Annotated in this window: 16 protein-coding genes; 2 read left to right on the top strand and 14 right to left on the bottom strand. The window is 62.1% G+C overall.

The window, feature by feature from the left end; all coding sequences use genetic code 11:
- Positions 1–25: 25 nt before the first annotated feature.
- The gene (locus BM216_RS23870; protein ID WP_093001735.1) at positions 26–2665 is read right to left on the bottom strand and encodes an aminotransferase class III-fold pyridoxal phosphate-dependent enzyme; all 2640 of its coding nucleotides are present in this window, start codon (positions 2663–2665) and stop codon (positions 26–28) included.
- A gap of 86 nt (positions 2666–2751) precedes the next feature.
- Complete coding sequence (gene purU, locus BM216_RS23865) at positions 2752–3636, bottom strand: formyltetrahydrofolate deformylase (RefSeq protein ID WP_093001734.1); 885 nt, start codon at positions 3634–3636, stop codon at positions 2752–2754.
- Between the two features lie 373 nt (positions 3637–4009).
- On the opposite strand from purU, the gene BM216_RS23860 reads away from it, so the two are divergent.
- Positions 4010–5830 carry a serine aminopeptidase domain-containing protein gene (locus tag BM216_RS23860; RefSeq protein ID WP_143102849.1) on the top strand — a complete coding sequence of 607 codons (1821 nt, stop codon included), beginning with the start codon at positions 4010–4012 and terminating at the stop codon, positions 5828–5830.
- Here BM216_RS23860 and BM216_RS23855 read toward each other — a convergent pair.
- From BM216_RS23855 to epmA, 7 genes are all read right to left on the bottom strand, one after another.
- The gene (locus BM216_RS23855) at positions 5798–8257 is read right to left on the bottom strand and encodes a glycoside hydrolase family 2 protein (protein ID WP_093001881.1); all 2460 of its coding nucleotides are present in this window, start codon (positions 8255–8257) and stop codon (positions 5798–5800) included. The genes BM216_RS23860 and BM216_RS23855 overlap by 33 nt on opposite strands.
- Before the next feature lie 17 nt (positions 8258–8274).
- The gene (locus BM216_RS23850; RefSeq protein ID WP_093001732.1) at positions 8275–9255 is read right to left on the bottom strand and encodes a DUF1839 family protein; all 981 of its coding nucleotides are present in this window, start codon (positions 9253–9255) and stop codon (positions 8275–8277) included.
- Positions 9256–9259: 4 nt separating this feature from the next.
- Complete coding sequence (locus tag BM216_RS23845; protein WP_244530293.1) at positions 9260–10171, bottom strand: amino acid--[acyl-carrier-protein] ligase; 912 nt, start codon at positions 10169–10171, stop codon at positions 9260–9262.
- A 31-nt stretch (positions 10172–10202) separates the two neighbouring features.
- Positions 10203–11384 (bottom strand): acyl-CoA dehydrogenase family protein, encoded by a 1182-nt coding sequence (locus tag BM216_RS23840; RefSeq protein WP_093001730.1) that lies wholly within the window; start codon positions 11382–11384, stop codon positions 10203–10205.
- Positions 11384–11635, bottom strand: coding sequence for an acyl carrier protein (locus tag BM216_RS23835; protein ID WP_093001729.1), 252 nt, complete (start codon positions 11633–11635; stop codon positions 11384–11386). The genes BM216_RS23840 and BM216_RS23835 overlap by 1 nt, the downstream gene beginning before the upstream one ends.
- Before the next feature lie 771 nt (positions 11636–12406).
- Positions 12407–13453 carry a lysine-2,3-aminomutase-like protein gene (locus tag BM216_RS23830; RefSeq protein ID WP_093001728.1) on the bottom strand — a complete coding sequence of 349 codons (1047 nt, stop codon included), beginning with the start codon at positions 13451–13453 and terminating at the stop codon, positions 12407–12409.
- Complete coding sequence (gene epmA / locus BM216_RS23825; protein ID WP_093001727.1) at positions 13450–14520, bottom strand: EF-P lysine aminoacylase EpmA; 1071 nt, start codon at positions 14518–14520, stop codon at positions 13450–13452. Before epmA ends, BM216_RS23830 begins: the two co-directional genes overlap by 4 nt.
- A gap of 156 nt (positions 14521–14676) precedes the next feature.
- On the opposite strand from epmA, the gene efp reads away from it, so the two are divergent.
- Entirely contained in the window at positions 14677–15246 is a 570-nt protein-coding gene (efp, locus tag BM216_RS23820; protein WP_093001726.1) for an elongation factor P, read from the top strand.
- Between the two features lie 131 nt (positions 15247–15377).
- Here efp and BM216_RS23815 read toward each other — a convergent pair whose 3' ends face one another.
- The 5 genes from BM216_RS23815 to BM216_RS23795 form a co-directional block, all read right to left on the bottom strand.
- Positions 15378–16832, bottom strand: coding sequence for an efflux transporter outer membrane subunit (locus BM216_RS23815; protein WP_093001725.1), 1455 nt, complete (start codon positions 16830–16832; stop codon positions 15378–15380).
- 120 nt (positions 16833–16952) lie between these two features.
- Positions 16953–20063, bottom strand: coding sequence for an efflux RND transporter permease subunit (locus BM216_RS23810; protein ID WP_093001724.1), 3111 nt, complete (start codon positions 20061–20063; stop codon positions 16953–16955).
- 42 nt (positions 20064–20105) lie between these two features.
- Complete coding sequence (locus tag BM216_RS23805; RefSeq protein WP_093001723.1) at positions 20106–21302, bottom strand: efflux RND transporter periplasmic adaptor subunit; 1197 nt, start codon at positions 21300–21302, stop codon at positions 20106–20108.
- A gap of 148 nt (positions 21303–21450) precedes the next feature.
- A complete protein-coding gene (locus tag BM216_RS23800) occupies positions 21451–22053 on the bottom strand; it encodes a TetR family transcriptional regulator (RefSeq protein ID WP_093001722.1) in 603 nt (200 codons plus the stop codon).
- A gap of 54 nt (positions 22054–22107) precedes the next feature.
- Complete coding sequence (locus BM216_RS23795) at positions 22108–23055, bottom strand: phosphoribosylaminoimidazolesuccinocarboxamide synthase (protein WP_093001721.1); 948 nt, start codon at positions 23053–23055, stop codon at positions 22108–22110.
- Between the last annotated feature and the right edge of the window lie 545 nt (positions 23056–23600).

Here is a 23600-nt window from a genome sequence, read left to right as displayed (position 1 = left end):
GCAAGGGCCGAGGCGTCAAAAAAGATCATTCGTACAAAATGCCAAGGGCATGACGGAGATGCGCAAGATAGCGCGTGACGCTTTTCTCGCTGATGCAGAGCGGTGGCGCGATCACCAGCATGGCCGGTCCGTCGGCACCGTGGATGGCACCCTGGTTGAGGCGATCAAGAAAATCGGGTGATTCTCCCGAGAGTTGCATTGTCCAGAGCAGGCCCGAACCTTGCAGGTCGACGGTGTCGCGCGCACGTTCCATGATCTCCTTCAGGCCACCGGCCAGAGCGCCGGCGGCCTTGGCAGCGTTTTCCCGCAAACCCTCATTCTGAAAGGCCTTGAGTGCCGCTCGCGCTGTCGCGGCAGAAACGGGAGACACGGGCGCTGCGAGTGCGTCGAGCGCCTCGGCAAGGTCCGGCGAGCAGAAGACGATCACCAGTTCGCCGCCGTCACAGTTTCCGGCGAGCACAAGATCCGCCCTGACACCTTCACGTTCGACAGCCCACATCGAGTTGCCCAGCCGCCCATAGCCGGTTCGTCTCTCGTCGATAACAAGGAGATCATTTTGGCGATGAGCCGTGGTGTCGGGCGCGGGAGGCTCGTTATCTGCGGATAGCGGTTCGATGATCACAAGGGCGGGATCAGCGCTCCTGTCATCGCTTCCGGCCGGCGCATCGCCGTCTGCGTCCAATCCTTCTGTTTCCGACCGCTCGCCATCATCGCCTGGCATCGCGTCCTGTCGGGTCGGCCTCTCTTTCACCAGGGCTGTCATCGCATCCATGGCCGATTGCGCGTTGGCAAAGAGAACGACGCCGTCGAATCCGGACGGCGCTATTTCAACGAGGGCCTGCTTCAGTGCTTCCACCTCGGCCTGTCCTTCAACGGCCACGCCCATCAGCAGAAGCTGGCGGTAGGCTGCGGCTGCCACGTCCGGATGCCCGTGCCCGATAACAGGCGCCTTGCCGCTGAAATCGAGTTGGCTGCTGCCCGTTTCATCGAAGAGGAATTCCCGCCAAGCCCTGGCGATCCGTCGCGGCGTGGCGGCGGGCGCATCGCAGTCGATGCCGAGCAATCCCGAGGGGGAAGGCGCCAACTGCTGCCAGATAGACGCTTCGGACGGCCGGCAGAAAAGCGGTGGCGGCCTGTCCTGGTCGCGGGAAAGCCTTACCCTCAGACCGCCCACGGAGTTTTCCGCGCCGGCGACGAGGCCGATCTCATCTCCTGCGTCGACCGTCTTGCCCTCCGCGGTTTCCTCGCCAAGTCCCTCGATATGGAGGGTGACGTCCTTGCCGTGCAGGGACAGCAAAGAGGCATTACGCTTCACGATGCCGGCGAAGGGAGCGACGACCCGTGTTGCAGCCGGCAGGCAGACGTCGAGATGCAGCGAAAACGTGTCCGTTTCCGCTCCGTCCTCTGCATTGGCTCGCGAAAGTCTATGCTCGCCGTAGCGCGTGCTGCCCATTCCGGTGTCCCAGGCCACGCGGGCAAGAAGCTTCCAGTCGCAGTCCGGGTCCGTCCAGTTGCCGTCATAGAAAAGCGGGCTCGCGACCCCGAGATCGACCAGCCTGATCTGGTCGGGATCGATGTCGGGGAGCATTCGTCCGAGTTCAGGCGCATCGAACTGCATGCCGCAGGCGTTTGCGATCGATGCATGCATATAAGCTGCCGAGACGGAACCGGCGGCTGCCAGCAGGCCCCGTTGCTCCTCGGCCTGGCCAGCCGCAGTTGCGTCATCCGGTGCAAGTGTGTGCCTGTTCTCGGCAATCGCGGCAAGCAGCGCAAGCTGGGCGATCACAAGCGGCCACAGCGCTTCCGCCTCGCCTGCATTCAGCGGATTGATGGCGTTATAGGCGGCGACGGCCGGCAATATCGCGAACGGATCACCTTCAGGTCCGTTGGAACACAGGATGCGCGCACAGGCCTTGGCAAGGGCTGCGACATACCAATGGCGGGAAAGGCCGCCTATGTCGGAGATCCCGGTTGGGAGCCATTCCGAGGCCTCGCCCTTTCCGACCAGGATGTCGAGCGCCAGGTCCGGCACGGTCAAGCCGACACGGAAGGTCTGTGACAATGGATGCACCCGGCGCAGCGCCGTGACCATTGCGCGGGCGATCATGTCACGCGCTTCCTGATCCCGCACCTCGGACAAGAGAGAAACCGCCTGCGGACCCGCCTTGCGCAAATCATCCTCGCGATCGCCCCCGGTTCCTGCGGCGTCGAAATCCTTGAGGCTTTTCGCCAGGCCCGCGACCAGTGACCCGAGCGCGGCGCTCGCGTCTGGCGAAAGCGTGCCGGAGATCGGCGGCGCATCGCCTTCCGGCGTTGTCAGAAGCCGAAGTAACCTGGTCTCGCCGTTGATGGGCGCGGTGACAATGTCTGCGTCTTCCTTCGTCGCGACGACTTCGGGAACCGGCGGTCCATCGGGGTCGCGGATGATGTGCCGCATCGCCTCGTGCTGCAGGTGAAGTTCCGGCTCGTCCCGGGGCGGCCTGACCTCGAGCAGATAGCGCAGGTGGCCATTGTCCACGAGGAAACTGGTCCTGGCGTTGTCATCGACGGGAAAGACCTGACCGGAAAGTCCCCAATGATCCCGCAGCAGTTCGTTGATCCGCTCGAGCACATCGTCGCTGAGGGAGTCATAGGGTATTTCGGGCTCAGGCGCGGCGTCTGACATCCTACTCTCCGGGACGATGCTCAGGAGAGAGGATAGCGCGCTATAACGCCGCGTCCATAGGGCTTTTGAGCCCTATTGCATGTTCCTTATCCCATCCGTTCGGATGCGTAGGATCCGGGGCTCGGTGGGAAGACGACGGTACGGTTGCCGTTGATGAAGGTACGGTGATGGATATGGGCGTGGATGGCGCGGGCAAGCACCTGGCTTTCGACGTCCCGACCGAGCGAAACATAGTCGTCCGGCGACTGTGCGTGAGTGATGCGGGCGACGTCCTGCTCGATGATCGGGCCTTCGTCGAGGTCGGCGGTGACGTAGTGGGCCGTGGCGCCGATCAGCTTCACGCCACGCTGATAGGCCTGCTTATAGGGGTTGGCGCCCTTGAACGACGGCAGGAAGGAATGGTGGATGTTGATGATCTTGCCCGACATCTTGGCGCATAGCTGGTCGGAGAGAACCTGCATGTAGCGGGCGAGAACGACCAGCTCGGTGCCGCTCGATTCCACGACCTCCATCAGCTGCGCTTCGGCCTGCGGCTTGTTATCCTTGGTCACCTTGATGTGGTGGAAGGGAATGTCGTTGTTCACGACGAGCTTCTGATAGTCGAAATGGTTGGAGACGACGCCCACGATATCGATCGGCAGCGCGCCGATCTTCCAGCGGTAGAGAAGGTCGTTCAGGCAGTGACCGAAGCGGGAGACCATCAGCAGGACCTTCATTCGATCGGCGCTGTCGAACACGTCCCATTCCATGCCGAACTTTTCCGCAATCGGCGCGAAGCCGGTCATGATCGTGTCGCGGTCCACGCCCTCTTCGGAGATGAAGCTGACGCGCATGAAGAACTTGCCGGTGTCGAGATCGTCGAACTGCGAGCTGTCGATGATGTTGCAGCCCTTCTCGGCCAGAAAGCCGGAAATGGCAGCGACGATGCCTCGCGTCGATCTGCACGATACGGTCAAGACATAGCTTTTCATCCACTTACTCCCCTGCGCTGCGTTGCAGCATTGACCTATATCTAAACACGACACGATTGAAGCCCGTAGCGGCGAGAAGAGAGGTTTTCCCGGCCGGTCCCAAACTGTGCCGCCTCTCTCGTCGTCTGCTGGGGCGTCACCTTATGCCAAGCTCGGCGAAATCCCGTTCCCGTTGCGTCTTTTGCGGGTGCATCACCGCCGCAGCCGCGACGGCCGCGCATGGGCTGGACGATCTCGTGATGCGGCGCATGCCCGCGGCCTGTTTCAGAACGCCCTGCCTGCAGCCGTTAAACGTCGAGCAGTCATCTTAATTCCGCGCAAGTGACTTTAGGCTATGGTAATTAAGCTGATTCTCATCGTCCGGATTCCGACAATGAACAGTCATGAAACTCCCCGGACGTCTGATGGGAACCTGCCGCAGCGGGCGGCTCAGCCGATAGCCTTCTCCGAGACTATTGGCCTGTTCATGCCGGCCGGCCCGGAAGAAACGCCCGCGCGGCTTGCGGTCCTCTTCGCCAGCCCCTGGGGACTGGAAGAGATCTCCGTCCGAAAGCTGTGGCGCGTCACCGCCGAAAAGCTTGCCGCGCACGGAATCCCCAGCCTGCGCTTCGACTATCCCGGTACCGGCGATGCGCTCGATTCCCCAGATGGCGGCGGTGATCTCGCCACATGGACGGAAAGCCTTGTCGTCGCTGCCGAGAAGCTGAGGGCGCTGTCGGGCTGCGGCCGCATCGCGATCGTTGCCGAGGGGTTCGGTTGCGTCATCGCGACCAGGGCCGCCGCGGCGCTTGACGGGCTGGAGGCGATGGCTTTCCTCGCACCTGTCGTGTCGGGCCGCATGCATCTTCGCGAGCTTGCGCTCTGGTCAAGCGTCGTCGACGACAATCTCGGCCTTGCCCCCCATCAGCGCAACCGGTCCGGCGTGTCGATCGGTTCGCTCATCATGCCCGCCGGCGTCGCGGACGAGTTACGCCGGGTCAACCTGATGACGCTTGAGGCGCCGCCCGCCGGCCGTATCCTGGTTGCGGCCCGGCCCGAGCGCCCGTCCGACGGCGAGTTTGTCGCGCGGCTCGGCGCAACCGGTGCGGATGTCAGCGAATGCGCCTTTGACGGCTATCAGGCGCTCGTCGCCAACCCGACCACATCCGTTCTGCCGATGGCACTGGTGGAAGACGTCGTCAGCTGGATCTCCGCACTTCCCATCGCGCCGCATCCGGCCCTTCCCCGGCAGGCTGTTGCGGCTGGCGAACTGATCGGCGAGGAGTTTATCGAAACCCCTATGCGCTTCGGTGCGCCGCAGCATCTCGTCGGTGTTCTCTGCGAGCCCTCGGGAACAAGCCGGCGGGACACCGTCGTCCTGTTCCTGACATCCGCCTATGACCGTCACTCCGGTTGGGGCAGAAGCACGGTCGGCATGGCGCGGCGGCTCGCCCGTGCCGGCATCGCCTCATTGCGCTTCGATACTGCCGGCGTGGCCGACAGCGCCCCGGTTCCTGGCCGGCCGGCACAGGTCCTTTATCACGACAGCCAGATCGGCGACGTCACGGATGCCCTGGACTTTCTGCAATCGCGCAATTTCGGGCGCATCTGCGTTTCCGGCCGCTGCAGCGGTGCCTATCTGGCCTTTCGCGCGGCGTTGCAGGATGAGCGCATCGCCGGCGTCATCGCGGTCAACCCGGCGGTCTTCCGCTGGCAGACGGGCCGCTCGGTGGACGATGCGGTCGTCAACGGCACCCGAAGCCTTGAGGATTACGGGCGACGTGCATTCAACAGGGCCACGCTGAAACGCATCTTTTCCGGCGAGGTGGATCTCGTCGCGGCATTGTCCAATATCGCAAATGGCCTTGGCCGGCGCCTGACACGCGGCGTGCTGCATGCCATCCGCTTCGTCCTGCCGGAAGGGCGCGAGATCCGCCAGGCTTTCGAGACCCTTCACCGCCGCGGCATGCCGCTGGCCATCCTTTATAGCGACGAGGATCTCGGCCTCGAACAGTACAGCTATTATTTCGGACGCGACGGGTGCTCCCATGTCCAGTGGGAGAATGTCTCAGCCACGATCATCCCCGATGCCGATCACAATCTGACGCCGCCGGAGGCCGCACAGATCTATCTCGACGCTGTGATGCATATGGTTGCACGTCTTGAGCCCTCGACGCCGGGGTCAGAAGACAATCGGACCGCTGCCGCCGAGTGATCGCACGGTGCCGGATGGCTGCGCGTCGACTGTGTCATTGATCGGCTTAAGCCGGATGCGCCTGGCGGTGCCGGGTGCAAGATGGAACCAGTTGTCCGCCGGCTGAAAGCCTTCCGCCTCAATTCTGACCGACTGGGCAAACACATCCGCCGTCACGTCCAGCCACCAGCCATCCTCGTCCCGACCCAGATTTGCTCTGAGCTGCACCCCGTGCATCGCCCTGTCGCGGCCAAGCGGGAAGTGAAACGCTTCCGCGATGACCGCGTCGGTCCCGGCATCGAGCAGGCGCGCCACCACGACGTCATGGGAGGGCGGGCCGAAGCGATAGGCATAATTCGCGTCGAAGAAGGCGCCGAACAGATCGGTGCAGGCGATTGTCTCGCACTCCCGCGGCGCAAGCGCGATTTCCCGCCGGCCGGATACGACTGGCATTTTCCCGTCGCGCAAGCAGGTAACTTCCAGACGCAGCGTCCGCGCCTCGGCGGTTTCGTTGAGCACATGCACGTCGAGGCCGTTGGTGCCTTCGTCGGCAAAGACAACCTGTACGGGGCGGAATGCCCGCTTCAGCGCGAACCAAGCCGGTTTCGGTCTGCCGTCCGCGCCGACCACGCCCCAGCCCGGGCCCTTCATCACATCCTGCAGGGTAAAGGTCAGCGCGCCATGGCAGGAGGAACCTGGCCTGCGCCACTCCGCGAAAGCTGCTTCCATGACCTCGCCCGTCACAGCGCGGGAAAGTGCCAGATAGCGCTCGAAATCGGCGTTTCGCAACGCTTTCGCATCGACGCCATAAAGCACGCCGAGATAGTGGTCGCGGACATCCTCGAAATCCCAGTCGGCGCCGGCATCACGCGGAATGCCGGATTTGCCGTGGTCCAGCCTCTCCGTCTCCGACATGTTGGAGAAGGCGAGGCATTCGGCGGCGAAGCGGATGTCGGCGCGACGCGCATCCTCGAGTGGCCGCAGATAGGCGCCGACGCCGTAATAATGCGCCACGCCGGCATTGGGATAGAAGGGCAGAGCCCCGCCGCATGGCGAGTTTTCCGCATAGGGCAGGTCCGGCCGCTGATTCGTCACCAGCGTGGGCAGGATCTCGGCGCAGAGCTGCCCCTTCCAGATCCGCTCGGGCAGGCCCAGCATGGCCCCCTGCTGCCAGATCTCGCTGCCGCCGCAGATGATAGCCAGCGATGGATTGAGCGACGTCCGTGCCAGGAACTGGTCGACCTCCGATTTCACGTGAATCAGGAAATCCGGGTCCGCGGCGGGATAGTCGAAATTGGCAAACATCAGGTCCTGCCAGACCATCAGACCCAGTTCGTCGCAAAGCGCGAAGAAATCCGGGCTTTCATAGAGGGCGATGCCCGGGACGCGGATCATGTTCATGCCCGCCTCCTTCGCCAACCGCAGCCAAGGCTCGTAGCTCTGCCTGTCGCCGGCCAAGCCGACGATATCGGCCGAGGTCCATACCGCTCCGCGGCAGAAGATCCTCTCGCCGTTCACCAGAAAGGCAAAGTCCTTGCCGTCGGTCCCGCGATCGACTTCGACGTTGCGAAAGCCGGTACGGGCGAGGGGTATGTCCCTGCCGTCGACGCGCAGCGTGACATCGTAAAGCGTGGCTTCCCCATGGGTATGCGGCCACCAGGGAGCGATGCCGGGCAGGCGCAGTTCAGCCGAATATCGTCCGCCGGAAAAGGTGAAGGCGGTTTCATGGCCGGCACAGAGGAGCCGGAGGTCACGGTCCGGATCGTCATCGGCAAAGCCGACTTTGAGAACACCATCTCCGTTGTCGGCGAGTAAAGCTGAAAAGCTGACCCCTTCAAGACGGTTGATAAATGCGGGGATCGTGCCCCATCCACTCTCCCCACTTGCGGGGGAGAGTGGACTTGCACTTCGCCTTACCGACACAGGTCTCCACGGTCCGACGGCATGCACCTCCGGACACCAGCCCGGCATGAAGCCGAGCGTCGTGGTGCGAACGAGCCGAAGCCCCTGATTGTTCATCAGCCGTGGCCGCCAGCGGGCGCGGGGGCCCGTCTTTTCGAGATGCGGTTTGAGTGCACGAAAGCAGATGGAGAGCGTTTCATTGCCGATGAGATCGACGGCGACGTCATGGCTCTCGAACATGCTTGCCGACGACAGGATCAGCCGGTCATCGAGAAAGACGTCGGCGATCGTCGCCAGCCCCTCGAAGCGCAATAGCGCCTGCCCCGGCGCCACATCCGCAAGCGAACGGCAATACCAGGCATCCTTGTCGATCAGCGGTTCGGGATCGTCGCGGTCGAAGCGCCCTGCGCCTTCAAGCGCGGCGGCCAGCGTGCCCGGCACGATTGCCGGCAGGGTCTCGCGATCGGACGGAATGTCATTGGGCAGCCCGTAGGCACCGGGCTCCGTCACCAGCAGCGACCAGCCGTCCACGAGGTCGCCAGCCATGAAGCGGGGCAGGGTCGTCACGCCGCCTCGCGCTTGCGATCAAGCGTCCGGGCGAGATCCGCCATCAGCACATCCCAGGCCTCCGCTGCCGGATCGAGCGCCGTCTTCAGCGGTTCGAACTTCTTGCGCGTTACCGCGCGGGCGAGCTGGAACTGGGTGGATTTCGCCACTTCCGAAATCTTCAGCGCCTGGCTTTGCGCTTCCGGAAAATTGCCGCCGTTCAGCCATTCGAGATGGCTGGCCAGGAGTTCGAAATTCGCCCCCAGCTGGCGCAGCGTGTTGAAGGCGTATTTGTGGAAGAAACCGAAGTCCCGCTCCGCGACGCGCTCTACCTGTACCGGAAAAACCTCGGCGAAGGCGCGGATCGGATTTGCCGCCGGCCTTCGGGCAAAATGGTGCCGCAGCAGTTTCCAGGCCGCCTCGCGCAGGTCCTTCGAAGCCGGGTACATGACCGGGAATTTTGCGAATTCCGTATAGGGCAGGAAGGGCAGGGCGTCGACGTCCGCATTCATCTGGAACAGGCCGTCGAAATCATCGCCGGCGAGATGGAAGAAACCGCCATTGTGGAAATAGTCGAGTTCGCGGGCTTCGAGATCCAGCCGGTTCACGGCGACCGTCGTCTTGCCGTGCTCCAGACCGTAAGTCAGGCCGCGGGTGTCGGGCAGGTAATAGCTGTCGAGTTCCAGGAGCGCCAACCGGCCGCGGCCGACCTGTTCGACCACATGCAGTTCCGGCCGGTCGAAGATCGCAAGCTCGGTGACACGGATGCCGTAAAGCGTTTCGAGATCTTCCAGCGGCACCTTGAAGAAGGTGAACTGGTCGCCCTCGAAATCCTGCGTCAGGGTGAAGCCGAGCATGGCTTCCGGCGCCAGGCCCTGCGCTGCCAGCACCTCGATCCACAGGTCGACATAGCAATTGGTCTCCGGCCACATCCGCTCGGCGGAATGTAGCGGGTGCGGCTGGTAAGTTTTCGGGTCGAGCGCCGGGAAAACCTTCATCGGTTCAGCCCCAGAGGGTGGCGCGAACCTCTGCCGGCCAGGCCTTGGTGTCGAGCCCATGGGTGTGAAGCAGAGCGAGCGCGATGCGCTCCAGGCCGAAGCCGACGCAGGCCGTATGCGCGACGCTGCCGTCCTCCAGGTTCAGGCCCCATTTCAGGCCGAATGAATCCTGGTGGTAGTTGAAACTCATGCAGGCGGTCGGATTGGTCGTCGAGGTAATCGGGATCAGCAGTTCGAACTTCAGGTTCTGGTCACGCTGGTTGTTGACCATCATCTTGCCGGCGCGGCCGAAGAAGGGGTCGTTGGCGATGTCGATCGTCACGTCCAGCCCGACCGACTTCATCATCTCGACGCCGCGGTCCATCCAGGTCTGGCGGAAATCGGTGACGTGCTGCTCGGTACCCATGCAGACATATTCACGCATGCGGAACAGCTGCTGGCGGGCCGGGTCCTTGGAGGGCTCATGACGGAAGCAATAGCTCTGCAGGTCGTAGAGAGCGCCCTTGGCCGAAATCTTGCCGCGGCGGGCAACGGTCGGGTAGAGCGGGTAGCAGGCGGCCGGCGTCAGCACGATATCTGTCGCCTGCTGGTTCTTGGTCCAGTCCTCCTCGCCCACTTCCATGCACCTGATCAGGCTCATGTGGTCGAGTTCGCTGCCGCAGAAGGAATGCACGGTGCCGGCCAATTGCGGAAAGCTCTTCATGTAACCGCTCTTTTCGAAGAACTCGCGGTTCATGCCCGGCGGAAAGCGCATGGCCTCCGCGCCGTCCGTGCCGCCCACCCGGTCGATGAGCCTTTCGAAGGCGGCGATCACCTCTTCGAATTCGCCGCTGCGGCCATAAAGGCCGTCGACGCCCGTGTCGATCAGAAGCCCGGCTTCGAACAGACGGTCGAGGAAGGAAACTTGCATATCCATGGCGTTATCCCGTTCGTTCATCGCTTGGCTTTCAACCTAAGAGGCTGGTGTCCGGTTTCTGTATCATCAGCATGGTCGACGTGTTGCCGAGAATGCGGTCGTTGGAAATCATCAGCTGGGCGGAATGGGCGTCGCGCAGATGGCGCCCAAGGCTGTAGGGCGTGCCGTTCTTGTAGCCCATGATGCCGCAGATGATCATCGCCTGGTTGATGATGGTGAGGATCATCTCGGAAGAGGCAAGCTTGACGTTGTTCATGGCGATCGAAAACGCCATGGAGGAAAGCTGATCCGCATCGGCACGGGCATCCTCATAGGCCTTGAGGCCGGAAAGAATGTTGCCCTTCAACAGTTGCAGCAGCGTCGAGGCTTCGGCCAGGCGGATGGCGCCCGGCGGGGTCGCGCCGCCGGACTTGCGCGCGGCAGCCCTGACGAAGGCCTGGGCGCGCAGCACCGCATCGGCAGCGATGCCGTACCAGACGGCGCTCCACAGAAGATGCGAGGTCGCCAGCATCGATTGCGCGGCGATTTCTGCAAACGGCTTCGGGAAAATCTGTGCAGCCGGAGCTTCGCCCTTGAAGAGAAAACCATCCGAGCAGGTGCCGCGCATGCCGAGCGTGTCCCAGTCCACGGTCTTGTCCAGCGTGTACTGGCCGCGCTTGAACACGGTCATAACCTGGTCGCCGGGGGCTGCATCCGCATGGGCGCGGGACGTCACCATGATCGCGTCGGCATGGGCGCCATAGGAAATGACGGTCGCGTCTTTCGTCAGACGGCAGATTTCGTCTTCGACCTCGATCGCGCAGATGGAGTTGCGCATATTGCCGCCAATGCCGCCTTCGGTCGTCGCCGATCCGACCAGCAATTGGCGGCCGGTGACTTCGCGCATGAAGTCGCCATGCCAGGCGCTCTCCTGCCCGTGCTCGACCAGGCTTGAAACCTTGATCTGGTGCATGGCAAACACCATCGCACTCGATGCGCAGGCCTGACCCAGAATGGAGCAGACCTCGGCGATGTCGGTAAGTGCTGCCCCCTCGCCACCGAAGGCAGAGGGTATCTGGATGCCGAGCAGGCGCTCGGTCTTCATCGCCTCGAGTGCCTCGCGGGGGAAGCGCCCCTCGCGGTCCACGTCGTCGGCAAATTCCGCCGCGACTGCCGCCGCGCGTTTCGCGCGTGCGGAAAGCGTCAGGTCGGCTGCAACGGCGGCGAGGTTCATCAGGCTGCCTCGTTGGCTTTCAGGATCTGGGTGACCGTTGCCTCGATCGCCGAGATGCTGGCAAACGACTTGCGGTTCAGGAGATTGTCGGGAAACTCGATGTCGAACTGTTCCTCGATCGCCAGCATCAGCTGAACCGACGCGAAGGAAGACAGTCCTGCGGCATAAAGATCCGCACCATCCTCAAGCTCGGTTACGGGAACGGGCAGTCCGCCCACTTTCGCCAGCAGTGCGCGAATGGTCTCGTTCATCTCGACATCTCCCGAATTCCTGGAATTTCTGCGCTCATTACCTGCGCTATGCTTTAGCTTGGAAAGCATAAAAATGTGAAAAAGAACATGCTAAAATTAGGGCTGCGGGATTCTTTCGAATTTTAGGCAAGTAGACGCGGCAGATTTTTTGCCGTCTTTCCGTCCCCGCTCTCAAAACCCATGCCTAGAATTCTCCCGCTTCCGTCGCCGGAGTGTTTCGCGAGACGTTCGCGGGCAGGCGGGAGCCGGCGCTTTCGTCCGAACCGTAACGTGCGGCAAGGGCGAAAGGGGTGAAACTCATGGAGGGACTGTCGCAAGGCGGCCGCTCCTATCAAGCCTTCCCCTGGCAGCCATGCCGGGTTCGGTTGAGCCGTCCAAGTGTGGGCAACCACATGCAGCGAGGCGAGAGGATCATCCGTAGGGGCCGGAAGCCCCGACAAAACGCCGAAGGCCACGCATATGCGGAGCCATATTACTTACATTCCCTGAGGCCCCGCATATGCGTGCGCTTCTCCGGATCGGTCTTTGAAAACCACGGCAGCTGGCTGCGCGGGGCGGGATTGGTGTGCAAAAGTCCCCTCACTTGCGATTTCTAATACTTGGCTGAAGCTAAGATGTTGAGATCGCTTTCTCTCCCCCAAGGGGAGAGATACCGGGGAGGCAAGCTCGGCGCCCTACCTCTCCCCTTGTGGGAGAGGTTACAAAATCATGATCTTAGCCAAAGGCTAAGTCTTAGATTTTGTTGGTGAGGGGATCCTTTCGGCCGCGGCGTCATCTCGGAGGATATTCATGCTCCCCACCGCGGAAATCGCTGACCGAATAACAGCCGCCTTCACCGCGAACGGTACTCTCGCCGATCACCGCCTTGCCGTGGCCGCCGGGGATGTCCAGCACATAGGTCGGCTGGCAGAGGCCGGAGATCGTGCCGCGCAGGGCCGAGACGATCTTCTGGCCCTCCTCGATCTCCATGCGGAAATGGCCGGTGCCGGGTGCAAGGTCGGGATGATGCAGATAATAAGGTTTGATCCGCGTCTCGACAAAAGCCTTCATCAGCTCGCCCAGCACCACCGGGTCGTCGTTGATGCCCTTCAAAAGCACTGTCTGGCTCACCATCGGAAAACCGGCATCGACCAGCTTGGCGCAGGCCGCGCGGGCATCCGTCGTCATCTCGTGCGGATGGTTGGCATGCAGCGCGATGTAAACCGTCTTACCCGCCTCTTTCAGCGCAACGATCAGCGCATCGTCAATTCGGTCGGGTTCGACCACCGGCACGCGGGTGTGAAAGCGGACGATTTTCACATGCTCGATCGCGGCCAGCCCGCGCATGATCTCGGCAAGCCGGCGCGACGAAAGCACCAGCGGATCGCCGCCGGTGAGGATGACTTCCCATATCTCGGCGTGATCGCGGATGTAGCCGAGTGCCGTCGCCAGTTCGTCCGGCGCCAGCGTGCCGTCGCCCTGCGGCCCCACCATTTCGCGGCGGAAGCAGAAGCGGCAATAGACCGGGCAGACATGCACGGCCTTCAGCAGAACCCGGTCGGGATAACGATGGACGATGCCCTTGACCGGACTGTGGGCGGCATCACCGATCGGGTCGTCGCGCTCTTCCGGCGTCGTCACCAGTTCGGCTGCATCCGGCACGAATTGCCGGGCGATCGGGTCGTCCGGGTTTTCTCGGTCGATCAGCGACAGAACCGTCGGCGTAAGGGCGATCGCGTAGCGGTCCGCCACGGCACGGATCGCATCCAGCCGTTCGGGAGCCACCAGTCCGGCGGAATGCAGTTCGTCGGCGGTCTTCAATGAACGGGCAGCGCTCACGAAATCACCTCCGCCACCGGCGCCCACATGACCTGGTCGATGCGCGTCGCGCCGGTCGCCAGCATGGCCAGCCGGTCGAAGCCGAGAGCGGCACCGCTCGCCTCCGGCATGATCGACAGGGCGCTCAGAAAATCCTCGTCGATTGGATAGGTCTCGCCGTAGATGCGGGCCTTCTCGGCCATTTCATGCTCGAAGCGGCGGCGCTGCTCGCCGGCATCGGTCAACTCGCCGAAGGCATTGGCCAGCTCGACGCCGCATGCATAAAGCTCGAAACGCTCCGCCACCCGCGTATCGCGGGCAGATGGCCTCGCCAGCGCCGCCTCGCAGACGGGATATTCGCACAGCACCGTCGCGCGGTCGCGGCCCAGATGCGGCTCGATCTTCTCGACCAGAACCTTGCTGAACAGGTCGGCCCAAGTGTCGTCGTCCGACACACGCATGTCCGCATCCCGCACGGCTGCGGCGAGATGGTCGCGATCGGTTTCGCCCGATGCCGAGACCGAGGAGAGGAGGTCGATGCCGGCAAAGCGGTCGAAGGCCTCGGCCAATGTCAGCCGTTCCGGCTCGGCAAAGGGATCGATTTGCATTCCGCGGAAGGAAAAGCGGCTCGTGCCGGTCGTCTCGGCTGCAAGTTTCAGCATGTCGGCGCAATCGGCCATCAGCTGTTCGTAGTCTTCGCCGACCCTATACCATTCCAGCATGGTGAATTCCGGATGGTGCAGCGGCCCGCGCTCGCGGTTGCGATAGACATGGGCGAAGGTGAAGATCCGGCTTTCGCCGGCGGCCAGCAGTTTCTTGGCGGCGAATTCAGGCGATGTGTGCAGGTAAAGCGGCGCGGCGCGACCGTCGATGGTCAGCGCCTCGGTTGCGAAGGCGTGCAGATGCGTCTCGTTGCCGGGGGAGATCTGCAGGGTGGCAGTGTCGACCTCGATGAAATCCCGGGCGCCGAAGTAGCCTCGCAGCGCCGCCTGAACCCTGTTGCGCCCGATCAGAAACGGTCTGCGATCGGCATGAGCATTCGGCTGCCACCAGGAGGTTTGGGCGATGTCTTGTCGCGAGAGGCTCATAAGCGGTTTTCTTCGCCTTGGTCGGCCAAAGCCAAGGGGCTGGCTATTTGACGGATTTTGCGTTAGTTGCGCCGGCAAGGAAACCCGAAAAGCATCTCTCTACGGCTATTCCGCCAGTCCTCTACGACGTGGCCGGCCGAGTTACAAGGAAGTCTTATGGTCAAGGTCATCGCCTCTTCCGTCCGCAAGGGCAACGTCATCGATGTGGACGGCAAGCTCTACGTCGTCCTCACCGCCGAGAATTTTCACCCGGGCAAGGGCACGCCGGTGACCCAGGTGAACATGCGCCGCATCGTCGATGGCGTGAAGGTGTCGGAGCGCTGGCGCACGACGGAACAGGTGGAGCGTGCGTTCGTCGAGGACGTCAACCACCAGTTCCTCTATGAAGACGGCGAAGGCTTCCACTTCATGAACCCGGAAAACTACGACCAGGTCGTCGTCGATGTCGACACGATGGGCGACCAGAAGGCCTATCTGCAGGAAGGCATGGTCTGCATCCTGTCCATGCATGAAGGCGTCGCTCTCGCCCTTCAGTTGCCGCGCCACGTGACGCTCGAAATCACCGAGACCGAGCCGGTCGTCAAGGGCCAGACGGCGTCGTCGTCCTACAAGCCGGCCATGCTGTCCAACGGCATCCGCACCGCTGTTCCGCCGCATATCGATGCCGGCACCCGCGTCGTCATCGCGACGGAAGACAATTCCTACGTCGAGCGCGCCAAGAACTGATCAATTCCTGCCGGGGCATCGTCCCCGGCTTTTAGAACGGCATTAAAAAAACCTCCGAGGCGAAAGCTCCGGAGGTTTTATTGTTTTCGGGCAATGAAAAAGAAATGGCCGGCGAACCGGCCATCCCATTATCAGTCCTTGACGACCTTGGCGGACGCGACCTGGTTGGCCGGAGCCGAGCCGACTGCGTAGCCGGCGCCGATCGCGACGTTGAGCGATACGTAGTCGCGAGCCATCTGCTGCACGGCGGCGGCGAGGTCGGCCTGAGCAGTCGAGACCTGACGCTGGGCGTCGAGCACGTCGAGCAGCGAGGAAGCGCCGTCGCGATAGCTTGCGGTCGCAAGCTGGAGGGCTTCTTCGTAGGAGTTTACCGTCGCGCGGAGTGCGGAAACTGTACGACCGTCGCGGGCAACAGCAGCCAGCGCATTCTCGACTTCCTCGACACCGTCGAGAACCGTCTGCTTCCAGAAGAGATAGGCTTCACGGGCTGCCGATTCGGAGGACTTGACGCCCGCCTTCAGTGCGCCGCCGTCGAAGATCGGCAGCGAGATGGACGGACCGAACGACCAGGACAGGAGACCGCTTTCGCCGAGGCTGCTGGTCTTGGTGTAGGAGGGCGTGATCGAGCCGCCCAGCGTGATCGCCGGGTAGAGCTGGGCTTCGGCAACACCGATCCGGGCGGTTGCTGCTGCGAGCTGACGCTCGGCGGCGCGGACGTCCGGACGGTTGCGGATCAGGTCGGCAGGAACGCCGGACTTGGCGCTGAAGCGGGCGACCGGCTGGCGGGCACCGCGCTGCAGTTCCGGGATCAGCGAGGATGCCGGCAGACCGAGCAGGGTGGCAACACGGTGCGCAGCCTGACGGAACTGGGTTTCGAGACCCGGCAGTTCGGCCAGCGTCGAATTGACCAGACCTTCGGCCTGCACCACGTCGAGACGCGAGGCTGCACCGGCTTCGAGCTGAAGCTTGGTGAGGTTCAGGGTCTCGCGACGGGAATCAAGGTTCTCGCGGGCGATCGCCAGACGCTGCTGGTAGAATCGTACGTCGATATAGGCTGCGGTCACTGCAGACAGCAGCGACATACGGGCGACGTCGACGCTTGCATAGCTGGCGTCCAGGTCGGCGAGAGCCGCTTCCTTGTTGCGGCGATAGAGGCCGAACAGGTCGAGGAACCAGGAGGCAGTCGGTCCACCAGCGACCGATGTGCTCGGTCCTCGCGAGCTTGCGCTTGGGCCGAGAGGTCCGCCGATGTCGGTTGCGCCGCTGCGGTCGGCCTGTGCGCCGAGATCGAGCGAAGGCAGTCCGCCGGCGCCGGCGGTGATCACGGCGGCCTGGGCCTGGTTGATGCGTTCCAGCGCCTGGAGAACATCGAGGTTCTGCTTCAGGCCCTGCTCGACGTAGCCGTTCAGGCGGCTATCGGAGAATGCCGTCCACCAAGGCTGGGTGGCGACGTCGGCGTTGCTCGTGGACGAGCCTTCCGCAAACTTGGACGGCAGCGAGATCTGCGGCGGTGTGTGGTCCGGACCGAGCGTACAGCTGGACAACAGGAGCAGGACTAGAGGAGCGGCTAAGCGTTTGGATGTCATATCTTTGTCCCAGGGCCCTTAACTGAAAGCGCTCCGCTGAAGCGAAGCAGTCTTGACTGGAGCCGCCGGCGAGAATCACAAGCCGGCGGAAAAATTCTAATAGCTATCCGATTAACGGATTCACACTGTCTTCTCTCGTTTTTCACGGTTTGATAACCGTCTGACGACAACAAAAAAGGATGGAACGAAGAAAATTCCGAGCAGTGTTGCAGAAAGCATACCACCTAGGACGCCTATACCGATCGCATTCTGCGCGGCAGAGCCCGCTCCTGTAGCAATCGCCAGCGGCACAACACCGAGAATGAAGGCGAGCGACGTCATGATGATCGGACGCAACCGCAGGCGCGCGGCCTCCAATGTCGCCTCGATCATGCCCTTTCCGGTGGCCTGACGATCCTTGGCGAATTCGACGATCAGGATCGCGTTTTTCGCCGCAAGGCCGATCGTCGTCAAAAGGCCGACCTTGAAATAGACGTCGTTCGACTGGCCGAGGAAATAGGCCGCGGCGAGGGCGCCGAGCACACCGATCGGCACCGCCAGGATGACGGAGAACGGGATCGACCAGCTTTCGTAAAGTGCTGCCAGGCAAAGGAAGACGATCAGAACCGAAAGGGCATAGAGCATCGGCGCCTGAGATCCGGACAAACGTTCCTGATAGGAAATGCCCTGCCATGCGACCGTGTAGCCGCCGGGCAGCTCTGCCACCAGCCGCTCCATCTCGTTCATGGCGTCACCCGTGCTGACGCCGGGCTTGGTCGCACCATCGAGCGAGATCGCACTGGTTCCGTTGTAACGGGCGAGCTGCGGCGTGCCGTTCACCCAGTCCATCCGGCTGAAGGCCGCGAATGGAACCATCTCGCCGTCGCCGTTGCGGGCATACCAGTATTTTATGTCGTCCGGCTGCATGCGGTAAGGCGCATCGCCCTGGACATAGACCGGCTTCAGTTCGTTGTTGAGGGTAAAGTCGTTGACGTCGCGGCCGGCGAAGATTGTTGCCAGCATCGAGTTGACTGCGGCGAGATCGACGCCCATGGCGCCGAGCTTTTCCTGGTCGAGCAGGATCTTAAGCTGGGTCTCGTTACGCTGGTTGTTGGTGCGCAGCGAGCTGATCAGCGGATTGGTGGCGCTTTCGCTGATCAGTTGCTGGGAAACCTGCGTCAGCGCAGCATTACCATTGTTGCCGCTGTCGACCAGATACATGGAGAAGCCGCTGGAATTGCCGAGACCCTGGATTGCAGGGGGCAGAAGCGCGAAGACCTGTGCGTCGCGCAGCGTCAGGAAGTGCCCCTGAGCCCGTTGAAGGATCTCAGGCGCCGACTGCCCGGCACCCTCGCGCTCGGAAAAGTCACGCAGCTTGGTGAAGACGATGGCATTGTTCTGGCCGCTGCCGCTGAAGCTGAAACCCAGCGCGCCGAAGACGGCGTCGACATTGTCCTTCTCCTGCTCGAGGAAATAGGATTCGACCTTCTTTAGGGCGTCTTCGGTGCGGGCGCTGGTCGAACCGACCGGCGTCTGGATGATGGTCATCAGCACGCCCTGGTCTTCCTGCGGCAGGAAGGAACTGGGCAGGCGGGTGAAGAGCAGCCCGCATCCGCCGACGATCAGGGCGAAGAGAATCATGACCCGAAGCGGTCGCTTGAGCAGATAACCGATCGTGCCGACATAGCCATTGGTGGTGCGGTCGAAGCCACGGTTGAACCAGGCGCCGAGGCCGCGCTTCTTCTTGGAATGGTCGATCGGCTTCAGCATCGTGGCGCAGAGCGCCGGCGTCAGCACGATGGCGACCACCGCCGACAGAAGCATGGCCGAAACGATGGTGACCGAGAACTGGCGATAGATGATGCCGGTCGATCCACCGAAGAAGGCCATGGGAATGAACACGGCGGTCAGAACCAGCGCGATGCCGATGATCGCGCCGGTGATCTCGTGCATCGACTTCTCTGTCGCCTCAACGGGTGAAAGGCCCTCTTCATCCATGATGCGTTCGACATTCTCGACGACGACGATCGCATCGTCGACCAGAAGGCCGATCGCCAGCACCATGGCGAACATGGTGAGCGTGTTGATCGAGTAGCCGGTTATCGCAAGGATGCCGAATGTGCCGAGAAGCACGACCGGCACCGCAATCATCGGAATGAACGTGGCGCGCAGGTTCTGCAAAAAGACGAGCAGGACGACGAAGACGAGCACGATCGCCTCGATCAGCGTGTGGACCACCTTCTCGATCGACAGTTCCACAAAGGGCGTGGTGTCGTAAGGGTAAGTGATCTCGACGCCATCGGGCAGGATCTGCGCGACCCGATCCAGCTCGCCCTTGACGCGGGCTGCCGTGTCGAGCGCGTTGGCGCCGGTCGCGAGGTTGACGGCGAAGCCAGCGGCCGGCTTGGTGTTCGAACGGGAGCCGCCGCCATAGGATTCCTGGCCGATCTCGACCCGGGCCACGTCACTCAGCCTGACGGTCGCGCCGTCCTGCTCGACTTTCAATATGATGCGCTCGAATTCGTCGACGGTGGTCAGCTGGCTTTGGGCCGTCATGGTGACCGTCAGCTGCTGGCCTTCCTGCACAGGCTGGGCGCCGAGCGAACCAACCGAAACCTGGGTATTTTGCGCTTCGATCGCGCTCGTCACGTCGGCCGCGGTCAACTGGTATTTCTGCAGCTTGAACGGATCGAGCCAGACGCGCATCGCATAGCCGGAGCCGAAGACATTGATGCTGCCGACGCCTTCGAGGCGCTGCACCTGATCCTCGATCGAGGTGGCGAAAATATCGCCGAGATCGACCGAGCTGCGCTTGCCGTCTTCCGATACAAGCGCGCCGACCATCAGGATGCTCGAGGTGGAACGGGTGACCGAAATGCCCTGTTGCTGCACGACATCGGGCAGCTGAGACTGGACGAGCTGAAGCTTGTTCTGCACCTGAACCTGAGCGATGTCGGGCAGGATGCTGTTGCCGAAGGTCAAGGTGACGGAGGCACTTCCCGTCGACGACGAGGAGGTCATGTAAGTCAGATCATCGAGGCCGGTCATGCCGTCCTCGATGATGCTCGTCACCGATTTCTCGACGGTTTCGGCACTCGCACCATTATAGGTGGCCGAGATCCGCACCGTGGTCGGGGCGATGTCCGGATATTGCGAGATCGACAGCGTGGTGATCGCGAGCGCGCCGCCCAGCATGATCACGATTGCGATGACCCAGGCGAAGACCGGTCGCCGAATGAAGAAATGCGCCATTTCGAAATTCCTTGCCGCGTTCGGGCTTTCCGTTGCGGGAGCTTAAGGCTTAGCGGTGTCGACTTTCGGCTGTTCGACCACGAGCCCCTGGTCATCGACCGTCGCCTCGACCGGCTGAACGGCGGCACCCTCGGCAATCCACTGGAAGCCGTCGACGATGAGGCGGTCGCTATCGGCGATCCCATCCGTGACCAGCCAGTTGTTGCCGGAGGCCTTGCTGGTGGTGAAGGTGCGGGTCTCGACCTTGTTGTCGGCGGAGACGAACTTTGCCGAGAGTTCGCCGCGGGCATTGCGGGTGCCGGCGCGCTGGGGAATGAGGTAGCCGTTCTCGGTCCCGACCGTCACCGACGCACGGACATACATGCCCGGCAGGATGATGTTGTCGGGATTGTCGAAGATCGCCCGGATCTGGTAGGTGCCCGTCGTCTCGCTGACGGCGAGTTCGGCCATGTTGACCTTGCCGGTGCGGTCATATTTCGTGCCATCCTCGAGTGTCAGGCTGATATCAGCCGTCCCCGAATTGCCGTGCAGGCGGCCTGCCGCGATGGCGGAACGAAGTTCCAGAAGGTTGGTGCTCGAATCGATCAGATCGATATAGATCGGATCGATATTGCGCAGGGTCGTCAGCGCATCGGTCTGGTTGGCGGTGACGATATTGCCGATGCTGACCTTGGAGATCGTGGTAACGCCGTCGAAGGGCGCGCGGATCTTGGTCAGATCGAGATCGATCTGGGCGGCGTTGAGCGCCGCCTTGGCCGATTGCACGTCGGCTTCCGCCTGCAGCAGCGTCACCTTGGCATTCTCGTATTCGATCTGGGTCGCGCCGCTGTTGACCAGCCGTTCGTAACGGGTGAGGTTCGCCTGGGCGGCGGGAATGCTGACTTCGGCCTTCTGCAGCGCGGCCTGCGCCTGCGCGACCGTCGCCGCATAGGTGTCGTCCTCGATCTGGTAGAGAACGTCGCCGGCCTTGACCTCGCTTCCCTCCTTGAAGGCGATCTCGCTGATCGCGCCCGTGACCCGCGGCCGGATCTCGGTCGTCTGGAAGGCGACGGCACGTCCCGGCAGAACGTTGGTGATCGGCCGATCCGCCTTTTTCATGATGACGACGCTGACCGGCGAGGCGGGCTTCTGCTGGGCGGCGGCGCCGCCACTGCCTGCGGCATTCTGCTGGCCTGAATCACTGCAGGCCGACAATGCGGTCGCAAGAAGGAGAATTAGAACCAGTTGGCGATGAATCATGGTGTTTCCCGGAGACGGATTGCACTCGCCGCCCGGCGTCAAGCGCGTGGCGGCGGCGAAGTTAACCCGCAGGATGCGGGCGGAACTGGGGCAGGATCGGAAATGAGGTCCGAAATGCCGTTCGAAAAGTGACGTAATTTAAAAACCGTCACTTTGCAAGCGGGCTTTGGAGCGCGGCATTGGCGAGCGCGACGAGGCCATCCAAGCGTTCGTCGATCTCGGCCTGGGTTTCATGCGCCAGAAATACGGGATGCAGGACGCTCGCAAAGGATGCTGCGACATGGCGGCTCGTCGCTCGGCAGTCAGCGCAGTGATAGACGCCGGCCTCAACGCCGTCCTTAACGAGCCTGAAGAACAGGTCCTCGATGAGATCACGGTAATGATGACCGCTTTCGAGCTCGGTCTTCGCCACGAGGAAGATCATCTCAAGAAAGAAGGAATTCTGCCGGATGTCCTCCAGATGCGCCTGCATCAGCCGGCGCACGATGATGCCGAGCTTCTCCGGTGGTGGCGCCGGTGTATCGAGCGTGTCGAAACGGCCGATCATATGGGTTATGTGGCGATCGCAGATGGCATCGACGAGCGCGGTCTTGGAGTGGAAGTGCTTGAACACATTGGCCGGCGACATGCCGAGGGCGTGGGCGATATCCGCGATCGACGACTTGGCGATCCCCCTGTCCCGAAACAGCGTCTCGGCGGTCTGGAGGATATCCTCACGCGTTTCCTCGGCTTTGCGACGCGGTCTTCGCACGTCCTCTCCTCGCTCAGAATTGCACGGTCATCGATGGGCGGCCGGTCGGCGAGCCTATTTCCGGAAATAGGGCTGCAGATTGCCGCGGATGCGGCCGAGCACGGTGTCACCGGAATTGTCGGGCACGAAGGTCTCGCCGGTGATCATCTCATAGGCGCTCCGATAGACGCCGGCGGTCTCCTCGATCAGTTCGGCGGGAATGGTCGGGACCTCTTCCTTATAGGGGTCGCAGCGTTCCACCACCCAGGCGCGGATGAAATCCTTGTCGAAGCTTTTCGGCCGGCCGCCGGTCGTGAACGCCTCGTCATAGCTGTCGGCCATCCAGTAGCGGCTACTGTCGGGCGTATGGATCTCGTCGGCAAGGATGATGTTGCCGTCTGCATCTGTGCCGAATTCGTATTTCGTATCGACCAGGATGAGGCCGCGCCTAGCCGCCATTTCCTGGCCGCGGGCAAAGAGGGCGAGCGCGTATCGGGAAACCGTGTCCCACTGTTCCTGGGTCAGGAGCTTGTGCTCGATGATGTCGGCAGGTGTCAGCGGTTCGTCATGGCCACCGTGGAAAGCCTTGCTGGTCGGGGTGATGACAGGCTGGGGCAGGACCTGGTTGTCCTTCATCCCGTCGGGCAGGTTCAGGCCGTACATGCTGCGTTCGCCCTTCTTGTAGAGGGTCAGAAGCGAGGTGCCGGTCGTGCCGGCGAGATAACCGCGTACGACGATCTCGACGGGCAGGATGTCGAGCCGCTTGCCGATCACCACATTCGGGTCGGGATAGGCGATGACATGGTTGGGGCAGATGTCCTTCGTCTGTTCGAACCAGTAGCGTGCCGTCTGGGTCAGGACATGGCCCTTGTCCGGGATGCAGGTAAGGATGATGTCGAAGGCCGAGAGGCGATCGGTGGCGATAATGACGCGGCTGCCGTCGGCAAGATCATAATTCTCCCGCACCTTGCCGCCATAATAGTTCGGAAGTTCGGGAATGAAGGCTTCGGTGAGAACGCGCACGGATCAAGCTTTCCAATCAAGCGCCCGTCGGGCCGGGCTTCTATATATAGGGAGCCCCGCTATCGCATGTTTGTCGGCCGATAGACAAGTTCAATGGGCAAGAGAGGGTGTCGGAAGCGCTGCGGCTGGTCTTTCCGGATTACGATCTGGCGGATAGGAATGACGTGGCGCCGTTAACTTTGGTTAATGCCCCTTTCGAGCGGCTTTGTACGAGAAAACACCAAATATTCCTTTTATTCCAGTCACTTACGATTTTCTTGAAGTTTTTGCGACGCGGTGTGTTGACTTGGAAAAGGGGTGTCCTCTATAAGCCCACTCACTGACGAGGGCGGCGGCGCTGCTGGCGACGAAGTTCTTGTCGATAAAATCTCAGACAGATTGGCTGATGCTGATTGGGACCGGTTTAACGGTTGGTCTCCTGGGGTTTTGACGTTTCGGTCTTTTTAATGAGGCTGTTGAGCGTCTGTTTTTTGACAATTGAATATGGAAGAAAGAGAAACGTGGTCGGCGGGTTTTCGCGGACGAGGTCTAGGCCTTGTCTAGTT

Source organism: Rhizobium sp. NFR07 (assembly GCF_900111905.1).
Classification (GTDB): domain Bacteria; phylum Pseudomonadota; class Alphaproteobacteria; order Rhizobiales; family Rhizobiaceae; genus Neorhizobium.
Note: the sequence above shows the minus strand (reverse complement) of the source record. Positions and strands in the feature narration are given on the sequence as shown.